This window comes from Rhizobacter sp. P2_H3, from assembly GCF_056403355.1.
The window spans coordinates 1-18,242 of sequence record NZ_JBFUFQ010000003.1; the positions used below are offsets into that span (position 1 = coordinate 1).

Sequence of the window (18,242 nt, forward strand, 5' to 3'; positions counted from 1 at the left end):
GCGTGCGCGCATCGGGCGACGGGCGCCGTGGCTGCTGCTGGGCCTGCTGCGCCGCTTCGGCGCGGGCGATCTCGAGCAGGCCATCGAGTTCTTCCTCGGCCACCTGCTTCAGCACGCAGAAGTTCGCGCGCGTCAGTGTCGTGCGTTCGTAGTCGAACAGCAGCCCGGCCCGGTTGCGGCGCTGCTGGTCTTCGAGCTCGCGGCGCGACTGCAGGCTGACACCGCGCCGCGTCAGCTCGTCGACCGCGATCTGGCGGTGCTCGTCGCTGATCTCGCCGCCGGGTTTGCCGTCCAGGTCGAAGCGCTGGCGGCCGCGGGCCACCGACAGCAGGTACGAGGTGCTGCCGGTGTAGCGGCGGAAGAACGCCGTCAGCACCTGCTTGCTGAACACGCCCGGCGCGCGCGCCTCGATGTCGACGTGGGTGCGCAGCTTCAGCGGCTTCGGCGGGCCGTCGAACAGCGCCGGGAAGCGCTGGCGCAGCTCCTGCGCGCAGGCCGCGGGGCTCATGCCCGGCGCCTTGGCAGGCGCCTTCGAGGAGGCGTCGGCGGCCCCATCGGCCGCAGCCTCGGTCGTCGCTGCAGGGGCCGACTCGACCGGCGTCTCGTCGACAGGCAGTTCGGTGGCGGGCGTGGCCGGTGAAGGAGGCGTTGAACTCATGGGGAAGCGACAAGCAGGAAAGGAGGGGATTGTGCCGCTGCGCGGCAAAGTCGGTGTGTCAGGGTGCGAACGCTCAGCGCCGCGTGCGGTGGCGCACCTGCGCGAGCGGCCGCTTGCCCTTCAGCTGGCGCTCGATGCCGTCGTTCAGCTGGCTGCGCAGCGCGGTCACCTCGTCGACCTTGCCGTAGACACCGGGGAAGCGCAGGTCCAGCCACAGCCACAGCGTGCACGAGCGCAGCGCCTGCTCCATGCGGTCGAGCCGGCTGTGGCCGTCCACGTCCTGCAGGAACCACGGCGAGCCGGCGCGGCCGGTCAGCGCATGGCTGCTGCTCCAGTCGAGGAACTCCTGTACCTGCGAGACGGTGCGCGTGTCCACCGGCGCCTGCGCATAGATGAAGCGCTCCTTCAGCGTGAGCTTGGCGGCACTGCGGTCGAGCTGCTCGGCCAGCTCCAGCATCTGCTCCAGCTCGGCCACCGCGAAGTGCGCGTCGTCGAGCTTCAGCTGGTCCATGAAGACGCCCAGCACCTCGCGCAGCTGCGTCTTGCGCAGGCGCGAGGCGATGGTGTCGACATGCCAGCCGTTCGGCGCCACCGGTGCCTTGAAGTCGCGCGGCGCGCGCGGCGTGCGCGGCAGGCGCTCCTTCAGCATGCGCAAGGCCTGCGGCTCGGCCTCTTTCAGCACGCCGACGAAGCCCTCTTCATGCATGCCGAAACGGCCGGCGCGGCCGCCGATCTGGTGCACCTCGGATTCGTCGAGCGGCCGGTCTCCCTGGCCGTCGAACTTGCTCATCGTGCTGAACAGCACGCGCCGGATCGGCAGGTTCAGCCCCATGCCGATCGCGTCGGTGGCGACCAGCACATGCGATTCGCCCAGCGCGAAGCGCTCGGCCTCGCGCCGGCGCACCTCGGGCGGCAGCGCGCCGTAGATCACCGACACCGGGTGGCCGCCGGCGGCGATCTGGTCGCGCAGCGTCAGCACGTCGCGCCGGCTGAACGCCACCACCGCGTCACCCTTCGTCAGCGCGCCGATCGGCACCGGTGCCTCGAGCAGCTGCACATGCTGCTTGCGCTCGAAATGCCGCACGCTGCAGCGCTCGCCGCACAGGCCCAGCAGGTTCTCGATCGCCGGCACCGCGTAGGCCGAGCAGATGATGATCACCTCGCTGGCCGGTACCGCGACGATCGCCTGCGTCCACGCCCAGCCGCGGTACGGGTCGAAGATCATCTGGGCTTCGTCGATCACCGCGACGTCGACCACCTTGTTGGTGTTGACCATCTCGATGGTGCTCGACACCAGCCCGGAGCCCTCGGCCGGCACGTTCTCTTCACCGGTGAGCAGCGAGCAGGCCACGCCGCGGCCGACCAGCCGGTCGCGGCCTTCGAGCGCCAGCAGGCGCAGCGGGGCCAGGTACGCGCCGTCCGTCGCCTGCGCCAGCTGCTCGAACGCGGCGTAGGTCTTGCCGCTGTTGGGCGGGCCGACGTAGAGCGTCACGTTGCGCTGCAGGCGGCGCGCCTTCACGAAGGTGTCGGGGTAGCCCTGGAACGCCAGCTCGCTGTTCAGCCCGGCCAGCGTGTCGAGTTCGGACACCTGGTGCTCCCAGCGCTCCTGCGCCCGCACGCAGGCGGCGCGCAGGTCGGCCACCGGCTGCGGGGTGGCGCATTCGGCGAGCAGGCGCGGCAGCAGCATGTCGAGGTGGCGCGGGTTGTGGGCGCGGCTGCGCTGCACCAGCGCCTCGAGCGCGGCCTGCACCTCGCCGGCGTGTGGCCAGGCTTCGATCGGCCCGAGCGCGGCCAGCAGCGCCGCCTTGTCGCCCTCGCGGAAGAACGCCCACACCGGCTCGGAAGCGATCGGGATGCGGAACATCACCGGCACGCGCCAGTTCACGCCGGCCAGCTGCAGCGGCTGGCTGATCAGGCGCGTCCAGCGGCCAGCCTCGCGCACGATGCCCAGCGCATCGAGCGCGGCCGTGCGGTCCAGCATCACGGTGCGCACCTCGGGGCCGTTGCCGACCGCATCGAGGTGCTGCAGCGCCGAGTCCATCACGTCGGGCGCGATCCAGCGGCTCGGCCGGGCGCCGGCCACTGCCTTCTGCAGCAGCACGAGGCCGAGCTTGTCGAGGCGCTCGTCGAGCCCCGAGGCGTGCTCGTCGAAATAGTCGGCAGGCTTGACCACCTGCGGCAGCGCATAGGCGGCCTGGCGGATGCGAGCGAGCTGCTCGGGCGAGACGTGCGCAGGCACGCGCGCCGCATGGCGCGGGTTGGGGAGATTCACGGTGGGGGAGGCACTCACGGACAGGAAATACAGCAGGGATACAGCAGGGACAGCCCTGGGACTCTAACCGGTTCGTGCCGGCATGCCCTTGCGCCGGACGGGGCCGATGCCGCTGTTCAACAATCCGGCGATGAATCACAGACTCTCGGTCCCGAAGGACAAGCTCAAGTTCGTGCTGCTCGAAGGCATCCATGCCTCGGCGGTGGACGTGCTGCGGCGCGACGGCTACTCGCAGGTCGCCACGCACGCGAAGGCGCTCGCGGGCGCCGCGTTGCACGATGCGATCGCCGATGCGCACTTCCTCGGCATCCGCTCGCGCACCCAGCTGACGGCCGAGGTGCTGAAGGCCGCACCCAAGCTCGCCGCGGTCGGCTGCTTCTGCATCGGCACCAACCAGGTCGACCTGCGCGCCGCGATGGACCTGGGCGTGCCGGTCTTCAACGCGCCGTTCTCGAACACCCGCAGCGTGGCCGAGCTGGTGCTGGCCGAGGTCATCATGCTGATGCGCGGCATCCCGGCGAAGAACGCGATCCTGCACCGCAACGGCTGGACCAAGAGCGCCGAGAACTCGTTCGAGGTGCGCGGCAAGACGCTGGGCATCGTCGGCTACGGCCACATCGGCACGCAGATCGGCGTGCTGGCCGAGCAGCTCGGCATGGCCGTCGTGTTCCACGACATCGAGGCCAAGCTGCCGCTCGGCAATGCACGTGCGATGGACAGCCTCGACGAGGTGCTCGCCGCCTCCGACGTGGTCACGCTGCACCTGCCGGAGCTGCCGTCGACCAAGGGCCTGATCGGGCGCGCGCAGATCCGCGCGATGAAGCGCGGGGCGCACCTGATCAATGCCTCGCGCGGCACGGTGGTCGACATCGATGCGCTGGCCGAGGCGCTGAAGGACGGCCACCTGCTCGGCGCGGCGATCGATGTGTTCCCCGAGGAGCCGCAGGGCAACGATGCACGCTTCGAATCGCCGCTGGTCGGCATGGACAATGTGATCCTGACGCCGCACATCGGCGGCTCGACGCTGGAGGCGCAGGCCAACATCGGCAAGGAAGTGGCCGCGAAGCTGGTGCGCTACAGCAACAACGGGTCGACGACCTCGGCGGTCAATTTCCCCGAGGTGGCGCTTCCCGAGCACACCGGGCGCAGCCGGTTGCTGCACATCCACCGCAACGTGCCGGGCGTGATCGCGCGCGTGAACGAGCGGCTGTCGAAGGCCGGCATCAACGTCGCGGCGCAGTACCTGAGCACGCGCGACGAGGTGGGCTATGTCGTGATCGACGTCGACACCGCGGCGCCGGAGGCGGCGCTGGCCGACCTGGCGTCGCTGCCGGACACGATCCGGTGCCGGTTGCTGTATTGAGCTGAGCCCGGGCTCACGCCGGGCTCGCGAGCTTCAGCCCGACGATGCCGGCCACGATCAGCGCGAGGCTCGCCAGCCGCGCGGTGGACGCCGGCTCGCCGAACAGCACGATGCCGAGGATCGCGGTGCCGACCGCGCCGACGCCGACCCACACCGCGTAGGCCGTGCCGACCGGCAGCGACTTCATCGCGTAGCCGAGCAGGCACACGCTGATGACCATCGCCGCCACGGTGCCGACGCTCGGCCACAGGCGTGTGAAGCCATCGGTGTACTTCAGGCCGATCGCCCAGCCGATCTCGAACAGGCCGGCGGCCACCAGGATCACCCAGTTCATCGCGAAGTCCTCGTCAGTGGGGAAGTCCCCGGTTGTATCAGCCCGGAGGTGGTAAAACCTCGGCTCTTTCAACCCATTGGAGATTGGCATGAGCGCCGACAAGGACCGCGGAATCCGCCGTGTGAAGCAAAAGCGTGCGAAGGACGCGAAGAAACAGGCGCGGCTGGCGCGTGAGGCCGTCGTGCAAGCGGCAGCCACCGCGAAGCCGGCCGGCAAGAAGGCAGCCGCCTGATCGCGTTCTGAACGGCGTGGGGGCGACGACGGCCGTGCCAACAGACCCTAGGCGGCTTCGTCCACGTCGCCCTTCACCACGCGGCGGATCACCTCGGCCGAGAAACCCCGGCTTGCGAGAAACCGCTGCTGCTTCGCGCGGCCGGCCGGATCGATGGCCGCGGCTCCGAACTTGCGCACCCACACCTCGTGGGCACGTGCCAGCTCGGTTTCTTTCAGGCGCTGCGCCTGGTCGGCGTCCAGCGTGACGCCGTGCTGCGCCAGCTCCTGGCGGATGCGCAGGTTGCCGTAGCGCGATTCGCGCACATGCACCCGGCTCTCGACGAAGCGCTGCTCGCTGAAGTAGCCCTTGTCCTGCAGCCAGGCCAGCACGTCATCGACCTGCTGGTCGGCATCGTCCGGCAGCGGCGCATCGTCGGCACGCAGGTGCTGCAGCAGCTTGCGCCGCAGTTCCTGCCGGCTGTGCTCGCGCTGCGACAGCAACTGCACGCCGCGCCCGCGCAGCGAGAGCCGCTGCCGCATCGCCAACCCGCCTGCCGAACTTGTTCGCCGACTTACTCGCTGCGGGCTTCCTTCGGCTCCTTGGGCGCCTTCTTGGCCGGCTTGGCTTCATCGGCGGCAGCCGCCTGCGTGGCACCCCCAGCGGTCGGCAGCAGCGGAATGCCCATCGCCTCGCGCACCTTGTTCTCGATCGCGACCGAGAGGTCGGGGTTCTCGCGCAGGAACTCGCGGGCGTTGTCCTTGCCCTGGCCGATCTTCTCGCCGTTGTAGGCGTACCAGGCACCGGACTTCTCGAGCACCTTGGCCTCGACGCCCATGTCGATCACCTCGCCTTCGCGGCTGATGCCCTGGCCGTAGAGGATGTCGAACTCGGCGGTCTTGAACGGCGGCGACACCTTGTTCTTGACGACCTTGACCTTGGTCTCGTTGCCGATGACCTCTTCGCCCTTCTTGATGCTGCCGATGCGGCGGATGTCGAGCCGCACCGAGGCGTAGAACTTCAGCGCATTGCCGCCGGTGGTGGTTTCGGGGCTGCCGAACATCACGCCGATCTTCATGCGGATCTGGTTGATGAAGATGACCATCGTGTTGGTCTTCTTGATGGTGCCGGTGAGCTTGCGCAGCGCCTGGCTCATCAGGCGGGCCTGCAGGCCGGGCAGCGAATCGCCCATCTCGCCTTCGATTTCGGCCTTCGGCGTGAGCGCCGCGACCGAGTCGATCACCACCAGGTCGACCGAGCCGGAGCGCACCAGCGCGTCGACGATCTCGAGCGCCTGCTCGCCGGTGTCGGGCTGGCTGATCAGCAGCTCCTGCAGGTTGACGCCCAGCTTCTGCGCGTAGGCGGTGTCGAGCGCGTGCTCGGCGTCGATGAAGGCGCAGGTGCCGCCGAGCTTCTGCATTTCAGAAATGACCTGCAGCGTCAGCGTGGTCTTGCCCGACGATTCCGGGCCGTAGATCTCGACCACCCGGCCGCGCGGCAGGCCGCCGACGCCCAGCGCGGCATCGAGGCCGAGCGAACCGGTGGAGACGACCTCGATGTCTTCGATCACCTCGCCTTCGCCGAGCCGCATGATCGAGCCCTTGCCGAACTGCTTTTCGATCTGCGCCAGCGCAGCTTGCAGGGCCTTGGCCTTTTCGGTGTTGAGGGTGGCGGCTTTGACGGGGGCATCCATGGGGCGATCTCCTAGAGTTGCGCGGATTATGGCAAAGGCTGGATGTTTGTACAGTCTTTTCTGACGCCGATCTCCGATCCCTGCCGGGCCACTCCCTACAATCCCGCAGCGGCCGGGTCTCGAGCCGCACAGGAGGCAGCCATGCGCGTGTTGATCGCCGAAGACGACCAGGTGTTGGCCGACGGGCTGCTGCGCTCGCTGCGCAACGGCGGCTATGCGGTCGACCATGTCGCGAGCGGCACCGAGGCCGATGCGGCCTTGTCGGCCCATGAATTCGACCTGCTGATCCTCGACCTCGGCCTGCCGAAGCTGCACGGCCTGGAGGTGCTGCGCAAGCTGCGCGCCCGCGGCTCGGCGGTGCCGGTGCTGATCCTGACCGCGGCCGACAGCGTCGAGCAGCGCGTGCAGGGGCTCGACCTCGGGGCCGACGACTACATGGCCAAGCCGTTCTCGCTGCAGGAACTCGAGGCCCGCGTGCGCGCGCTGACGCGGCGCGGCCTGGGCACCGCGTCGAGCGTGATCCGCCACGGCCCGCTGACCTTCGACGCGACCGGCCGCGTCGCCTACCTGAACGACCAGATGGTCGAGCTGTCGGCGCGCGAGCTGAGCCTGCTCGAGGTGCTGCTGCAGCGCGCCGGCCGGCTGGTCAGCAAGGACCAGCTGGTCGAGCGGCTGTGCGAATGGGGCGAGGAGGTCAGCAACAACGCGATCGAGGTCTACATCCACCGGCTGCGCAAGAAGATCGAGCAGGGCCCGGTGCGCATCGCCACCGTGCGCGGTCTCGGCTACTGCCTGGAGAAGATCGCGGCTTGAAAGAGCAACGGTCCCTGTTCGGCGAGATCCTCGACTGGATGCTCGCGCCGCTGCTGCTGCTGTGGCCGATGAGCGTCGTGCTGACCTGGCTGGTCGCGCAGGGCATCGCCAACAAGCCGTTCGACCGCCAGCTCGGCGAGATGGCCCGCGTGCTGTCGCAGCAGGTCACGGTGCAGGATGCCGGCGGCGGCACGCTGCCGTCGGCCAGCTTCGCGCTGCCGGCGAGCGCTGCCGAGCTGCTGCACACCGACGAGACCGACACGCTGTATTACCAGGTGCTCGGCCTCGACGGCCAGTACCTGAGCGGCGATCGTGCCCTGCCGATGCCCAACGACGAGGAGCGTGCCGCCGCCGGCGTGGTGCGCTTCCGCGACGACGAGATCAACCGCGAGCCGGTGCGCATCGCCTATGTGCGCATCGGCCTGCCGGGCGGCACGGCGGGCGGCATCGAGCCGCCGATCGTGCAGGTGGCCGAGACGCTGGGCAAGCGCTCGCGCCTGGCCACCGAGATCATCAAGGGCGTGATGCTGCCGCAGTTCGTGATCCTGCCGCTCGCGGTGCTGCTGGTGTGGCTGGCGCTCGCGCGCGGCATCGCACCGCTGAACGAGCTGCAGCAGCGCATCCGCCGCCGCGAGAGCCACGACCTGAGCCCGATCGACGAGCGCGATGCGCCCGAGGAGGTGTCGCCGCTGGTGCGCGCCATCAACGACCTGCTGACCCGGCTCGACCGCAGCATCGGCACGCAGAAGCATTTCCTGGCCGACGCGGCGCACCAGCTGAAGACGCCGCTGGCCGGGCTGCGCACGCAGGCCGAGCTGGCGCAGCGCGAGATCGACGCCGGCGAGCGCGATCCGCAGGCGCTGAAGAAGTCGCTGCAGCAGATCGCCCGCGCCAGCCAGCGCGCGGCGCGCATGGTCAACCAGCTGCTGGCGATGGCGCGTGCCGAGGACGCCTCGCAGGCGCTGCAGCGCCAGCCGGTCAACCTGGCGCGGCTCGCGGCCGAGACGGTGCGCGATTTCGTGCCGCGTGCGCTGGAGAAGCGCATCGACCTGGGCTACGAGGGCGCGGACAGCGTGGCGGCCAAGGGGCCGGCCGGCCTGTCGATCTCCGGCCAGCCGGTGCTGCTGCGCGAACTGATCCGCAACCTGGTCGACAACGCGCTGCAGTACACGCCCGAAGGCGGCACGGTCACGGTGCGGGTGGTCGACGACCCGTTCGGCCAGGTGGTGGTGGTGCAGGTGGAGGATTCCGGCCCCGGCATCCCGGCGGCCGAGCGCGACAAGGTGTTCCAGCCGTTCTACCGCTCGCTCGGCACCAATGTCGACGGCTCCGGCCTGGGCCTCGCGATCGTGCGCGAGATCGCGCAGCAGCACGATGCCGAGATCACGCTGGAAGACGCCAACCTGCGGCACCGCCCGGGCTTGAGCGACCAGGGCGGCGTGGCGTTCGGACCGGGGGCGCGCTTCACGGTGCGTTTTCCGGTGCAGTTCCCGGTGGGCACCGGCACGGTGACCGACGGAAACACCGGCGGAAACACGGGCCCATCCCATCCGACTTAGACTGCCCCGGGTTAACCCGAGGTACCTCCCGATGGCAGTCCATGAAACACACGCTCCCGCTTCGCTCGGCCTCGACCTGGCGCTGCAGGGCGGCGGCTCGCACGGCGCGTTCACCTGGGGCGTGCTCGACCGGCTGCTCGAGGACGACGGGCTGCACTTCAGCGGCGTCTCGGGCACCAGCGCCGGCGCGCTGAACGCCGCGGTGATGGCGAGCGGCTTCCGCAAGGGCGGCCGCGAGGGCGCGCGCGAGGCGCTCACCGAGTTCTGGCGCGACGTGAGCCGCTCCGGCTCGATCTTCTCGCCGTTCTCGGCCGGCCAGGCGCACACGCTGAACGACAACTTCAAGCTCGACAAGCTGCCCGGCTACCAGTGGATGAGCTCGTTCTTCCGCTCGTTCAGCCCGTATGAATTCAACCCGCTGAACCTGAACCCGCTGCGCGACGTGCTGCGCCGCCATGTCGACGAGGACGCGGTGCATGCGAGCGGGCTGCGGCTGTTCATCACCGCCACCAGCGTGACGACCGGCCAGGCGCGGGTGTTCACCGGCCGCGACATCACGGTCGACGTGCTGCTCGCATCGGCCTGCCTGCCGTTCCTGTTCCAGGCGGTGCAGATCGACGGCGAGCCCTACTGGGACGGCGGCTACACCGGCAACCCGGCGATCTACCCGCTGATCTACCAGACGGCGGCGCTCGACATCCTGCTGGTGCGCATCAACCCGCTGGTGCGCGAAGGCACGCCGACGCGCAGCGAGGAGATCATGGACCGGCTCAGCGAGATCACGTTCAACGCGAGCCTGATGTCGGAGATGCGCGCGATCTCGTTCGTCTCGCGGCTGGTGCGCGAGGGCAAGCTGGACCCGGGGCGCTACAAGGACCTGCGGCTGCACATGGTGGCCGACGACGACGGGCTCGGGCCCTATGGCGCGAACAGCAAGTTCAACACCGACCGGGCGTTCCTCGAGGACCTGTTCGCGCTCGGGCGCGCGGCGGCGACGAACTGGCTGAAGAAGCACCGGGCCGACATCGGCATCAAGTCGACGCTCGACGTCGACCGCGAGTTCCTGCACGGGCCGAAGAAGCACAAGCGAGCCTGAGAGCAAGATCGGACAGTCGCCGCAACCGATTGCGGCGATCATTGCGGTTTCGCGCCGATCGCTCCATGTCCGCCTCCACGCACGATGCTCCCCTGCCCCGCCCGAGCCTGGTCGCGCTCACCTGGCCGCTGCTGGCCGAGCTGGTGCTCGGGCTGCTGGTCGGCCTGACGGGGCTGTGGCTGGCGTCGCGCCAATCGGACACCGCGTCCGGCGCCTTCGCGCTCGCGAACAACGTGCAGGCCTCGTTCTTCCTGCTGTTCCGCATCATCAGCATGGGCGTCAGCGTGGTGATCACGCAGAACCTGGGCGCGGGCAACCGGCTCGGTGCCGACGAGACCGCGCGCGCCTCGCTCGGCGCGAGCACCTGGCTGGGCCTGGGCGCCGGGCTGGTGGTGGCGACCTGCGCGAACCCGCTGCTCGACCTGCTGAACGCGCCGGCCGACGTGCTGCCGATCGCCGGCCCCTACCTGCGCGTGCTGGCCGTCGCGCTGGTGCTGGATGCGTTCAATGCCAGCATGTCGTCGGTGATGCGGGCGCACCTGCATGCGCGCGACACGCTGATGAACATGCTCGCGATGCACAGCCTGCACCTGCTGATCTGCACGCCGCTGATGACCGGCTTCGGGCCGGTGCCGGGGCTCGGGCTGCCGGGCTTCGCGCTCGCGATGGCGCTGAGCCGCGCGTTCGGCATCGCCTTCCACCTGTGGCTGTGGCAGCGCCGGCTCGACCTGGTGCCGACCGCGCGCGACTGGTGGGTGATGCGCTGGCGCCGGCTCGGTCCGGTGCTGCACATCGGCCTGCCGGGCGCGGCCGAGAACGTCGCCTACCGGCTCGCGCTGCTGGTGACGATCGCGCTGGTGGCGCGCATGGGCGCGGCCGAGCTCGCGACGCACAGCTACACGATGCAGATCATGTACTTCATCCTGGTGTTCGGCCTCGCGATCGGCTTCGCCAGCGAGATCCTGGTCGGCCACCTGATCGGTGCCGGCCAGCTGCATGCCGCGCACCGGCTGGTGCGCAAGAGCCTGCGCTGGGGGCTGGTGGTGTCGACCAGCCTCGCGCTGGTCGGCGCGCTGACGGCGCGCTGGACGATGCAGCTCTTCACCCACGACCCGCACATCATCCAGGCGGCGACGACGCTGCTGTGGATCACGGTGCTGCTGGAGCCGGGGCGCACCTTCAACCTGGTCGTGATCAACGCGCTGCGCGCGACCGGCGACGCGAAGTTCCCGGTGATGGCCGGCGCGGCTTCCATGGTGTTCGTGATGGCCGGCGGCGCCTGGCTGCTGGGCGTGTACTTCGGGCTCGGGCTGGTCGGCGTGTGGATCGCGTACGCGGCCGACGAGTGGCTGCGCGGCCTGACGATGGCGGCGCGCTGGTACCGGCACGGCTGGGTGCCGTCGGCACGCGCGACGCACCGGCGCGTCGTGCGACAGCGCCACGGTCTGGCGGCTGCCTGAAGGGCCGGGCCGAGGGGTCAACGTGCGACGGGCATGCACAGCTCGCAGATGACGGGCCCCTGGGCGGGCAGAAGCTGCTCCACCGGATAGACCTCGAAGAACGGCGTGTCGCCGACCAGCAGCCCCGAAGTCGGCAGCCAGTCGTTGAGCAACTGCCGCCAGGCATGCTGCATCAGCGGGCCGGGGCCGTCGTAGCCCAGGCACGCATGCAGCCCGCCGGCCACCCGCTTGCGCGACACCGGCCCGCTGATCGGCTCGTGCCAGTTCGGCGGCAGCACCACGCAGGCATCGAAGCGGCAGCGCGACACCGGCGCGATGTCCGGGTCGTCCAGCCCCATGCCCAACCGCAGCTGCCCGGCCAGGCCCAGCGCCACGATGCGCGGCGCGAACGCGGTCCAGGCCTGCGACACCATCGTGTCGTAGCGGCCCTGCACGCGCCAGTACAGCACCTCGCGCTCGGGCAGCTGTTTCAGCACCACCGGGTAGTGGGAGGCGGGCGGCTCGGGCCGTGTGCGCACCATGCGCTGGCGCCGCTCCCACAGCAGCTGCCCGCCGCGCCGCCAGGCGGTCGGCGTCATGCCGAAATGCCGCTTGAACGCGCGCGAGAAGGCCTCGCCCGATTCGAAGCCGACCGCGAACGCGATGGCCGTGATGCTGTCGCGCGGCGCATGCCGCAGGCGCCCGCCGGCGGCCTCGAGCCGGCGCCGGCGCACGAAGTCGAGCAGCGTCTCGCCGGTCCAGGCGCGGAACACGCGGTGGAAGTGGAACGGCGAGAACGCCGCCACGTCGGCGAGCGTCTCCAGCCGCAGGTCGTCGGCCAGGTGCGCATCGATGTGGTCGAGCACGCGGTTCATGCGCCGCAGGTGCGCCTCGGGCGCATCAGGCGAAGGCTGGCGTCGGTTGGTCAACGGRCTTGCCGCAGCAGTTCGAACACGCTGGCGTCGTCCAGCCCGGCGAAGCCGCGCTCGCAGGCCCGCGCGAACAGCGCGGCCGCCGCCTCGCCGAGCGCGGTGGCCGCGCCGGCCTGGCGCGCCACGCCGAGTGCGAGGTGCGTGTCCTTGTTCAGCAATCGGGTGTGCGCCCGCGGCAGGTAGTCGCCGCGCAGCGCGCGGTGCAGCCGGTCGCTGCCGATCCAGCTCTGGCCGCTCGACTGCTCGACCACGTCGAGCGTGCGCCCCACGTCCAGCCCCATGCGCTCGGCCAGCGCCATCGCCTCGGCCGCGCCGGCCAGGTTGATGCCGGCCAGCAGGTTGTTGACGAGCTTGGTGCGCGCGCCGTCGCCCGGCCGCTCGCTGATGCGGAACACGCGCGACGACAGTGCGCCGAGCAGCCCGCCGAGCCGTTCGATCGCGTCGCCGGGCCCGGCCAGCATCAGGCTCATGCTGCCGTCGCGGGCGCGGTCGGGGCCGCCGGACATCGGCGCGTCGATGCAGGCGATGCCCTGCCGGTGCAGCCCGGCGGCGAAGCGCTCGACATCGGCCGGCGAGATGGTGGGGCACAGCAGCACGGTGCTGCCGCGGGCCAGGCCGCGCGCCGCGCCGTGGGCGCCGAACAGCACCGCCTCGGTCTGCACCGCATCGACGACGGCGACGATCAGGACTTCGCACGAGGCCGCCACGCCGGACGGCGTCGCGCAGGCCATCGCGCCGAAGCCCACCGCCAGCGCCTCGCAGCGGTCGTCGATGTCGTGCACCGCGACCGGCCAGCCGAGCGACAGCAGCCGGGCCGCCATCGCGCCGCCCATGTTGCCGACGCCGACGATGCCGACGCGGGAAGTGGCTGAAGAAGAAGCTCCGACTGCGTCTGCGGGGTGTTGCAGGCTCATGGAAGTCGTCCGTGGGGGTGTCGGCGAGGCGCACAGCTTAGCGCCTGCAGACGCCTCCAACGCCGTCTCAGCGCTGCATCATCCGCCGGCTCTTCGAGATCGACATCAGGATGCCCAGCCCGAGCCCGAGCGTCAGCATCGCGGTGCCGCCGTAGCTGATGAACGGCAGCGGCACGCCCACCACCGGCAGGATGCCGCTGACCATGCCCATGTTGACGAACGCGTAGGTGAACCAGCTCAGCGTGATCGCGCCGGCCAGCAGCCGCGTGAACACCGTCGGCGCATCGGCCGCGATGATCAGCCCGCGGAAGATCAGGAACAGGAAGCCGAGGATCAGCGACACACAGCCGACCAGCCCGAACTCCTCGGAGAAGGCGGCGAAGATGAAGTCGGTGGTGCGCTCCGGGATGAACTCGAGGTGCGTCTGCGTGCCCTTCATGAAGCCCTTGCCTTCGACGCCGCCGGAGCCGATCGCGATCATCCCCTGGATGATGTGGAAGCCCTTGCCGAGCGGGTCGGTGGTCGGGTCGAGCAGCGTGCAGACGCGGTTCTTCTGGTAGTCGTGCATCATCGGCCACACCACCTCGGGCTGGCAGATGCGGTCTTCCGACACCACCACCGCGGTGATCGCCGCGCCGCCGATCACCAGCACCGGGATGATCAGCTTCCACGACAGCCCGGCGAAGAAGATCACGTACAGCCCGGCCGACAGCACCAGGATCGCGGTGCCCAGGTCGGGCTGCTTGACGATCATGCCGACCGGCGCCGCCAGCAGCCCGAGCGCGACGACGAAGTCGAGCACGCGCAGCTGGCCCTCGCGGCGCTGGAACCACCAGGCGAGCATCAGCGGCATCGCGATCTTCATGATCTCGCTCGGCTGGATCACGATGCCGACGTTCAGCCAGCGCGTCGCCCCCTTCTTCGTGACGCCGATCACCGCGGTGGCGATCAGCAGCATCACGCCCACCGTGTAGAGCGGCACCGCCAGCTGCATCAGCCGCTGCGGTGGCACCTGCGCGACGACGAACAGGATGATCAGCGCGAGGATCATGTTGCGGCCGTGGTCGGCGAAGCGCGAGCCGTTGTCGAAGCCGGCCGAATACATCGTGACCAGCCCGGCCGCGCCGAGCAGCAGCACGCCGATCACGAGCGGCGCGTCGAAGCCGGTGAAGACGGGCTTCAGCCGCTGCCAGTACGACGGTTTCTCGAAGACGATGCTCATGGTGCGCGGCGCGTCGCCCGGGCGGATGAGGCAGGGGCGGAAGCTGCGGCCGCCACGGCGGACGCAGGCGCCGCGATCAGCAGCGAGGGTGCCGACGCGGCCACCGGCACCACCAGCGCCGGCGGCACGCCGGTGGCGGCCGCCGCGATGTTGTTGATCGACACGCCCTGCAGCGGCACGCTCGTGGCCGGCCGCGGCTTGCCGATCGGCGCGTAGGTCTGGCCGCCGCGCGTCGCGAGGATGTCCTCCTCGCTCGGGTACTGGCCTTCGAGCGCGAAGTCGAACACCCGGCGCGCGATCGGCGCCGCGGCGCCGGCGCCGAAGCCGGCGTTCTCGACCACCAGCGCGATCGCGATGTGCGGTTCCTCGAGCGGGGCGAACGCGGTGTACAGCGCATGGTCGCGGTGCCGCTCGTCGAGCTTGCTGGCGTCGTACTTCTCGTTCTGCTTGATCTGGATGACCTGCGCCGTGCCCGTCTTGCCGCCGGAGCGGTACTGAGCGCCCTGGAACGCGCGTGCCGCCGTGCCCTCCTGCGTGACGCCGTACAGCGCCTGGTGGATCACCGCGACATGGTCGGGGCTCCAGGCGAGCGGCTCCAGCCGGTCGCCCGACAGCGTCTGCTGGCTGCGCGTCTCGACGTTCTCGATCGCGCGCACCAGGTGCGGCTTGAAGCGCTTGCCGCCGGCCGCGAGCGTCGCCTCGGCCTGCGCGAGCTGCAGCATCGTGAAGGTGTTGTAGCCCTGGCCGATGCCCAGCGAGATGGTCTCGCCGGGGTACCACTTCTGCATTTCCTTGCGCTTGTAGTTGGTGCGCTTCCACTCGGTGGACGGCAGCGTGCCGCGCAACTCGCCCTGCATGTCGATGCCGGTCATCTGGCCGAGCCCGAGCGGCGCCATGAAGTCGTGGATCGCATCGACGCCCATGTCGTTGGCGAGGATGTAGTAGTAGGTGTCGCACGACTGCACGATCGAGCGGTACATGTCGACGACGCCGTGGCCGCCTTCCTTGTCGTCGCGGAACTTGTGGTTGCCGAACCAGAAGAAGCCCGGGTCGCTGATCGACTGCTGCGGCGTGCGCTTGCCCAGCGTCAGCGCGGCCAGCGCCATCAGCGGCTTGTAGGTGGAGCCGGGCGGGTAGGCGCCGCGCAGCGCGCGGTTCAAGAGCGGCTTGTCCTCCGACTCGTTGAGCGCCTTCCAGTTCTCGGCGTCGATGCCGTCGACGAACAGGTTGGGGTCGAAATTGGGCTTGCTGACGAAGGCCAGCACCTCGCCGTTGCGCGGGTCGATCGCCACCAGCGCGCCGCGGCGGTCGCCGAACAGCTGCTCGACCAGCGCCTGCAGCCGGATGTCGACCGACAGCACCAGCGTGTTGCCGGGGGTCGCCGGGTTGCTCTTGAGCTGGCGCACCGCGCGCCCGCCGGCGCTGGTCTCGACCTCCTCGAAGCCGGTTGCGCCGTGCAGCTGCGCCTCGTAGGCCTGCTCGATGCCGAGCTTGCCGATGTACTCGGTGCCGCGGTAGTTCGATTCGTCTTCCGACTCCTCGATCTTCTCCTTCTCGGACTGGTTGATGCGGCCGATGTAGCCGATCAGGTGGCTGCCGACCTCGCCGAGCGGGTAGTTGCGGAACAGCCGGGCCTTGATGTCGACGCCGGGGAAGCGGAAGCGCTGCGCGGTGAAGCGGGCCACTTCCTCATCGGTCAGCTTGGTGCGGATCGGCAGCGACTCGAAGCTGCTCTTGGTTTCCTCCATCAGCCGCTTGAAGCGCTTGCGGTCGCGTGGCTGGACTTCGACCACCTGCGACAGCTGGTCGATGACGGCGTCGAGATCCTCGACCTTGGTCGGGGTGATCTCCAGCGTGTAGGCCGAGTAGTTGTTGGCCAGCACGACGCCGTTGCGGTCGACGATCAGCCCGCGGTTCGGCACGATCGGCACGACGGCGATGCGGTTGTTCTCGGCCTGCGTCGCCAGTTCGTCGTGGCGCATCACCTGCAGCACGACGAGGCGGAACACCAGCAGCCCGAACGCGAACAGCACGAACAGTGCGGCCGCGACCAGCCGGGTGCGAAACCGCCCCAGTTCCTGCTCGACGTTCTTCAACTCTGTCATGTCAGAGGATGGAGCCCCACGCCGGCCGAGTACGGCCGCCGGCCCCCCGAGGGGACTGCGGGCCGGCTTGGGGCGGCCCGGCGCTCGGCCCGCGCGGTGTTGACGGTGTGGCGGACTTCATAGCGGTCTGTTTTGATCAGGATCCGGCGGCCGACGCTGCGGCGCGAGCAGCACCCACGACGCCACTGGCCACAGCAGGCTTTCGAACACCGGCGCGAGCAACAGTTCCCAGCCCGGCAGCATGCCGCCCACCAGCATCCGCACGACCAGCGACACCGCGTGCGCGGCGACGAACAGCGGCAGGATCTGCAGCGCCTGCTGCGGCAGCCCGAACCACAGCAGCCGCCGGTGGATCGTGATCGCGAAGAAGCTGAGCAGCGTGTAGGCGAGCGCGTGCTGGCCGAGCACCGCGCTGTCGTGCACGTCCATCAGCAGCCCGAACATGAACGCGATGCCGACGCCGATGCGCCGCGGCTGGTGCACGTTCCAGAACGCGAGCGCCAGCGCCAGCAGGTCGGGAATCGCCGGCAGGCGGCCGAACGGCACCAGGTTGAACAGGAAGGCGAGCAGCAGCGAACCCCAGATGAACCACGGGTTCGCCGGCAGCAGCAGCTGGTCGGAGCCGCGCGGCATCATCGGCGGGTCCCCCTGCGGCTGCCCGTGCCGGGCTTGGTGCTGGCGTCGGGCGCCGGCTCGGGCTTGGGCTGCATCTGCACGCCCAGCGGCTCCAGCACCAGCACATGGCGCACCGCGTCGGGCTGCGCGATCGGCGCGAGCGCGATGCGGGCAAAGCCGGTGTCGACGCGCCGGTCGACGCTGACCACCTTCGCGACCGGAATGCCTGACGGATAGACGCCGTCGACGCCCGAGGTCGCGAGCACGTCGCCGACCTGCACGTCGGCATTGCCGGCCATGAAGCGCAGCTCCAGCCCGGCGCCGGCCGAGTTGCCGAAGGCGGCGCTGCGCACCTGGGTGCGCATGTTCAGTACCGGGATCGCGGCGTCCTTGTCGGTCAGCAGCGTGACCTCGGCGCTGTACGGGAAGGCCCGCGTCACCTGGCCGAGCACGCCGGCCTCGTTGATGACGGGCGACGCGACCGCGATGCCCTGCTGCGTGCCGCGGTCGATGATGACCTTGCGCGAGTACGGATCGGGCGCGTCGTACAGCACCTCGGCCGTCTGCGAACGCACCGACAGCCCCGGCCGCAGGTCGAGCAGCGCGCGCAGCCGCAGGTTCTCCTGCTCCAGCTGCTCGACGCGGGCCGAGCGCGCCGCCTGCTGGGCCAGCTCGCGCCGCGCGCGGGCCTCGGCCGACAGCGCATCCTGCAGGCCCATCGCGTAGTCGCCGGCGGCGCTCACCGCGTCGACCGGCGCCCGCAGCGCCCGCTCGACCGGGTTCAGCGCCGTCGCGAGCACCGCGCGCACCGGCTGGGTCAGCTTGAAGCGGGTGTCGGCCACCATCAGGAACAGCGCGAGCGCCGAGAAGAACATCAGCCGCGTCAGCGCCGAGGGGCCCTGTCGGAAGAAGGGGGGTGGGGTTCTGTCGAGGGTCCCGAGCGGCATGGCGTTTGGGCGGGCTTTGAAGTGAAAAGGCCGGCCGCGTCAGCGACGCGCCGGCCGTGTGACAAGGTT

The 18,242-nt window shown here is 70.1% G+C and carries 17 protein-coding genes; 6 read left to right on the forward strand and 11 right to left on the reverse strand.

Annotated elements, in window-relative coordinates; genetic code table 11:
- Together AC1D1T_RS00840 and AC1D1T_RS00845 are read right to left on the reverse strand one after the other, a co-directional pair.
- On the reverse strand, nt 1-658 hold a 658-nt coding region (locus tag AC1D1T_RS00840; RefSeq protein WP_477991239.1), incomplete at its 3' end, for a ProQ/FINO family protein.
- Between the two features lie 73 nt (nt 659-731).
- Nucleotides 732-2,930 (reverse strand): helicase-related protein, encoded by a 2,199-nt coding sequence (locus tag AC1D1T_RS00845; protein ID WP_477824565.1) that lies wholly within the window; start codon nt 2,928-2,930, stop codon nt 732-734.
- Between the two features lie 130 nt (nt 2,931-3,060).
- On the opposite strand from AC1D1T_RS00845, the gene serA reads away from it, so the two are divergent.
- Nucleotides 3,061-4,293 carry a phosphoglycerate dehydrogenase gene (gene serA / locus AC1D1T_RS00850; RefSeq protein ID WP_477824566.1) on the forward strand — a complete coding sequence of 411 codons (1,233 nt, stop codon included), beginning with the start codon at nt 3,061-3,063 and terminating at the stop codon, nt 4,291-4,293.
- 13 nt (nt 4,294-4,306) lie between these two features.
- Here serA and sugE read toward each other — a convergent pair whose 3' ends face one another.
- Nucleotides 4,307-4,627 carry a quaternary ammonium compound efflux SMR transporter SugE gene (sugE, locus tag AC1D1T_RS00855; protein WP_169667977.1) on the reverse strand — a complete coding sequence of 107 codons (321 nt, stop codon included), beginning with the start codon at nt 4,625-4,627 and terminating at the stop codon, nt 4,307-4,309.
- A gap of 88 nt (nt 4,628-4,715) precedes the next feature.
- Between sugE and AC1D1T_RS00860 the strand changes: the two genes are divergently transcribed.
- Entirely contained in the window at nt 4,716-4,859 is a 144-nt protein-coding gene (locus tag AC1D1T_RS00860; RefSeq protein WP_156151822.1) for a hypothetical protein, read from the forward strand.
- Nucleotides 4,860-4,906: 47 nt separating this feature from the next.
- Here the strand turns inward: AC1D1T_RS00860 and recX are convergent, their stop codons facing one another.
- Both recX and recA read right to left on the reverse strand, forming a co-directional pair.
- On the reverse strand, nt 4,907-5,380 hold the full coding sequence (recX, locus tag AC1D1T_RS00865; RefSeq protein WP_052212636.1) for a recombination regulator RecX: 474 nt from the start codon (nt 5,378-5,380) through the stop codon (nt 4,907-4,909).
- A 32-nt stretch (nt 5,381-5,412) separates the two neighbouring features.
- Nucleotides 5,413-6,531: a recombinase RecA gene (recA, locus tag AC1D1T_RS00870; RefSeq protein ID WP_477824568.1), complete on the reverse strand. Its 1,119-nt coding sequence runs from the start codon at nt 6,529-6,531 to the stop codon at nt 5,413-5,415.
- A gap of 141 nt (nt 6,532-6,672) precedes the next feature.
- Between recA and AC1D1T_RS00875 the strand changes: the two genes are divergently transcribed.
- The 4 genes from AC1D1T_RS00875 (at nt 6,673) to AC1D1T_RS00890 (ending at nt 11,459) form a co-directional block, all read left to right on the forward strand.
- Nucleotides 6,673-7,344: a response regulator gene (locus AC1D1T_RS00875; protein WP_047508488.1), complete on the forward strand. Its 672-nt coding sequence runs from the start codon at nt 6,673-6,675 to the stop codon at nt 7,342-7,344.
- Between the two features lie 38 nt (nt 7,345-7,382).
- The gene (locus AC1D1T_RS00880) at nt 7,383-8,903 is read left to right on the forward strand and encodes a sensor histidine kinase (RefSeq protein ID WP_477824594.1); all 1,521 of its coding nucleotides are present in this window, start codon (nt 7,383-7,385) and stop codon (nt 8,901-8,903) included.
- 31 nt (nt 8,904-8,934) lie between these two features.
- Nucleotides 8,935-9,999 (forward strand): patatin-like phospholipase family protein, encoded by a 1,065-nt coding sequence (locus AC1D1T_RS00885; protein WP_477824570.1) that lies wholly within the window; start codon nt 8,935-8,937, stop codon nt 9,997-9,999.
- Nucleotides 10,000-10,064: 65 nt separating this feature from the next.
- Nucleotides 10,065-11,459 (forward strand): MATE family efflux transporter, encoded by a 1,395-nt coding sequence (locus tag AC1D1T_RS00890; protein WP_477824571.1) that lies wholly within the window; start codon nt 10,065-10,067, stop codon nt 11,457-11,459.
- Nucleotides 11,460-11,476: 17 nt separating this feature from the next.
- Here the strand turns inward: AC1D1T_RS00890 and AC1D1T_RS00895 are convergent, their stop codons facing one another.
- From AC1D1T_RS00895 to mreC, 6 genes are all read right to left on the reverse strand, one after another.
- Complete coding sequence (locus tag AC1D1T_RS00895; RefSeq protein WP_477824572.1) at nt 11,477-12,367, reverse strand: AraC family transcriptional regulator; 891 nt, start codon at nt 12,365-12,367, stop codon at nt 11,477-11,479.
- Nucleotides 12,364-13,284 carry an NAD(P)-dependent oxidoreductase gene (locus AC1D1T_RS00900; protein WP_477991241.1) on the reverse strand — a complete coding sequence of 307 codons (921 nt, stop codon included), beginning with the start codon at nt 13,282-13,284 and terminating at the stop codon, nt 12,364-12,366. The genes AC1D1T_RS00895 and AC1D1T_RS00900 overlap by 4 nt, the downstream gene beginning before the upstream one ends.
- 67 nt (nt 13,285-13,351) lie before the next feature.
- Complete coding sequence (gene rodA, locus AC1D1T_RS00905) at nt 13,352-14,506, reverse strand: rod shape-determining protein RodA (protein WP_047508472.1); 1,155 nt, start codon at nt 14,504-14,506, stop codon at nt 13,352-13,354.
- Nucleotides 14,503-16,611, reverse strand: coding sequence for a penicillin-binding protein 2 (gene mrdA / locus AC1D1T_RS00910; protein WP_465110241.1), 2,109 nt, complete (start codon nt 16,609-16,611; stop codon nt 14,503-14,505). The genes rodA and mrdA overlap by 4 nt, the downstream gene beginning before the upstream one ends.
- Nucleotides 16,612-16,728: 117 nt before the next feature.
- Nucleotides 16,729-17,247: a rod shape-determining protein MreD gene (mreD, locus tag AC1D1T_RS00915; RefSeq protein ID WP_047508468.1), complete on the reverse strand. Its 519-nt coding sequence runs from the start codon at nt 17,245-17,247 to the stop codon at nt 16,729-16,731.
- Nucleotides 17,244-18,173: a rod shape-determining protein MreC gene (mreC, locus tag AC1D1T_RS00920; protein WP_047508467.1), complete on the reverse strand. Its 930-nt coding sequence runs from the start codon at nt 18,171-18,173 to the stop codon at nt 17,244-17,246. Before mreC ends, mreD begins: the two co-directional genes overlap by 4 nt.
- Nucleotides 18,174-18,242 lie beyond the last annotated feature (69 nt).

What these genes read in the sequence shown, in the direction of transcription:
- AC1D1T_RS00880 (WP_477824594.1), top strand. Translation starts at nt 7,383, where the DNA reads ATGCTCGCGCCGCTGCTGCTGCTGTGGCCGATGAGCGTCGTGCTGACC.
- mreD (WP_047508468.1), bottom strand. Translation starts at nt 17,247, where the DNA reads ATGATGCCGCGCGGCTCCGACCAGCTGCTGCTGCCGGCGAACCCGTGG.
- AC1D1T_RS00890 (WP_477824571.1), top strand. Translation starts at nt 10,065, where the DNA reads ATGTCCGCCTCCACGCACGATGCTCCCCTGCCCCGCCCGAGCCTGGTC.
- rodA (WP_047508472.1), bottom strand. Translation starts at nt 14,506, where the DNA reads ATGAGCATCGTCTTCGAGAAACCGTCGTACTGGCAGCGGCTGAAGCCC.
- recA (WP_477824568.1), bottom strand. Translation starts at nt 6,531, where the DNA reads ATGGATGCCCCCGTCAAAGCCGCCACCCTCAACACCGAAAAGGCCAAG.
- AC1D1T_RS00875 (WP_047508488.1), top strand. Translation starts at nt 6,673, where the DNA reads ATGCGCGTGTTGATCGCCGAAGACGACCAGGTGTTGGCCGACGGGCTG.
- mreC (WP_047508467.1), bottom strand. Translation starts at nt 18,173, where the DNA reads ATGCCGCTCGGGACCCTCGACAGAACCCCACCCCCCTTCTTCCGACAG.
- sugE (WP_169667977.1), bottom strand. Translation starts at nt 4,627, where the DNA reads ATGAACTGGGTGATCCTGGTGGCCGCCGGCCTGTTCGAGATCGGCTGG.
- serA (WP_477824566.1), top strand. Translation starts at nt 3,061, where the DNA reads ATGAATCACAGACTCTCGGTCCCGAAGGACAAGCTCAAGTTCGTGCTG.
- mrdA (WP_465110241.1), bottom strand. Translation starts at nt 16,611, where the DNA reads ATGACAGAGTTGAAGAACGTCGAGCAGGAACTGGGGCGGTTTCGCACC.
- recX (WP_052212636.1), bottom strand. Translation starts at nt 5,380, where the DNA reads ATGCGGCAGCGGCTCTCGCTGCGCGGGCGCGGCGTGCAGTTGCTGTCG.
- AC1D1T_RS00885 (WP_477824570.1), top strand. Translation starts at nt 8,935, where the DNA reads ATGGCAGTCCATGAAACACACGCTCCCGCTTCGCTCGGCCTCGACCTG.
- AC1D1T_RS00860 (WP_156151822.1), top strand. Translation starts at nt 4,716, where the DNA reads ATGAGCGCCGACAAGGACCGCGGAATCCGCCGTGTGAAGCAAAAGCGT.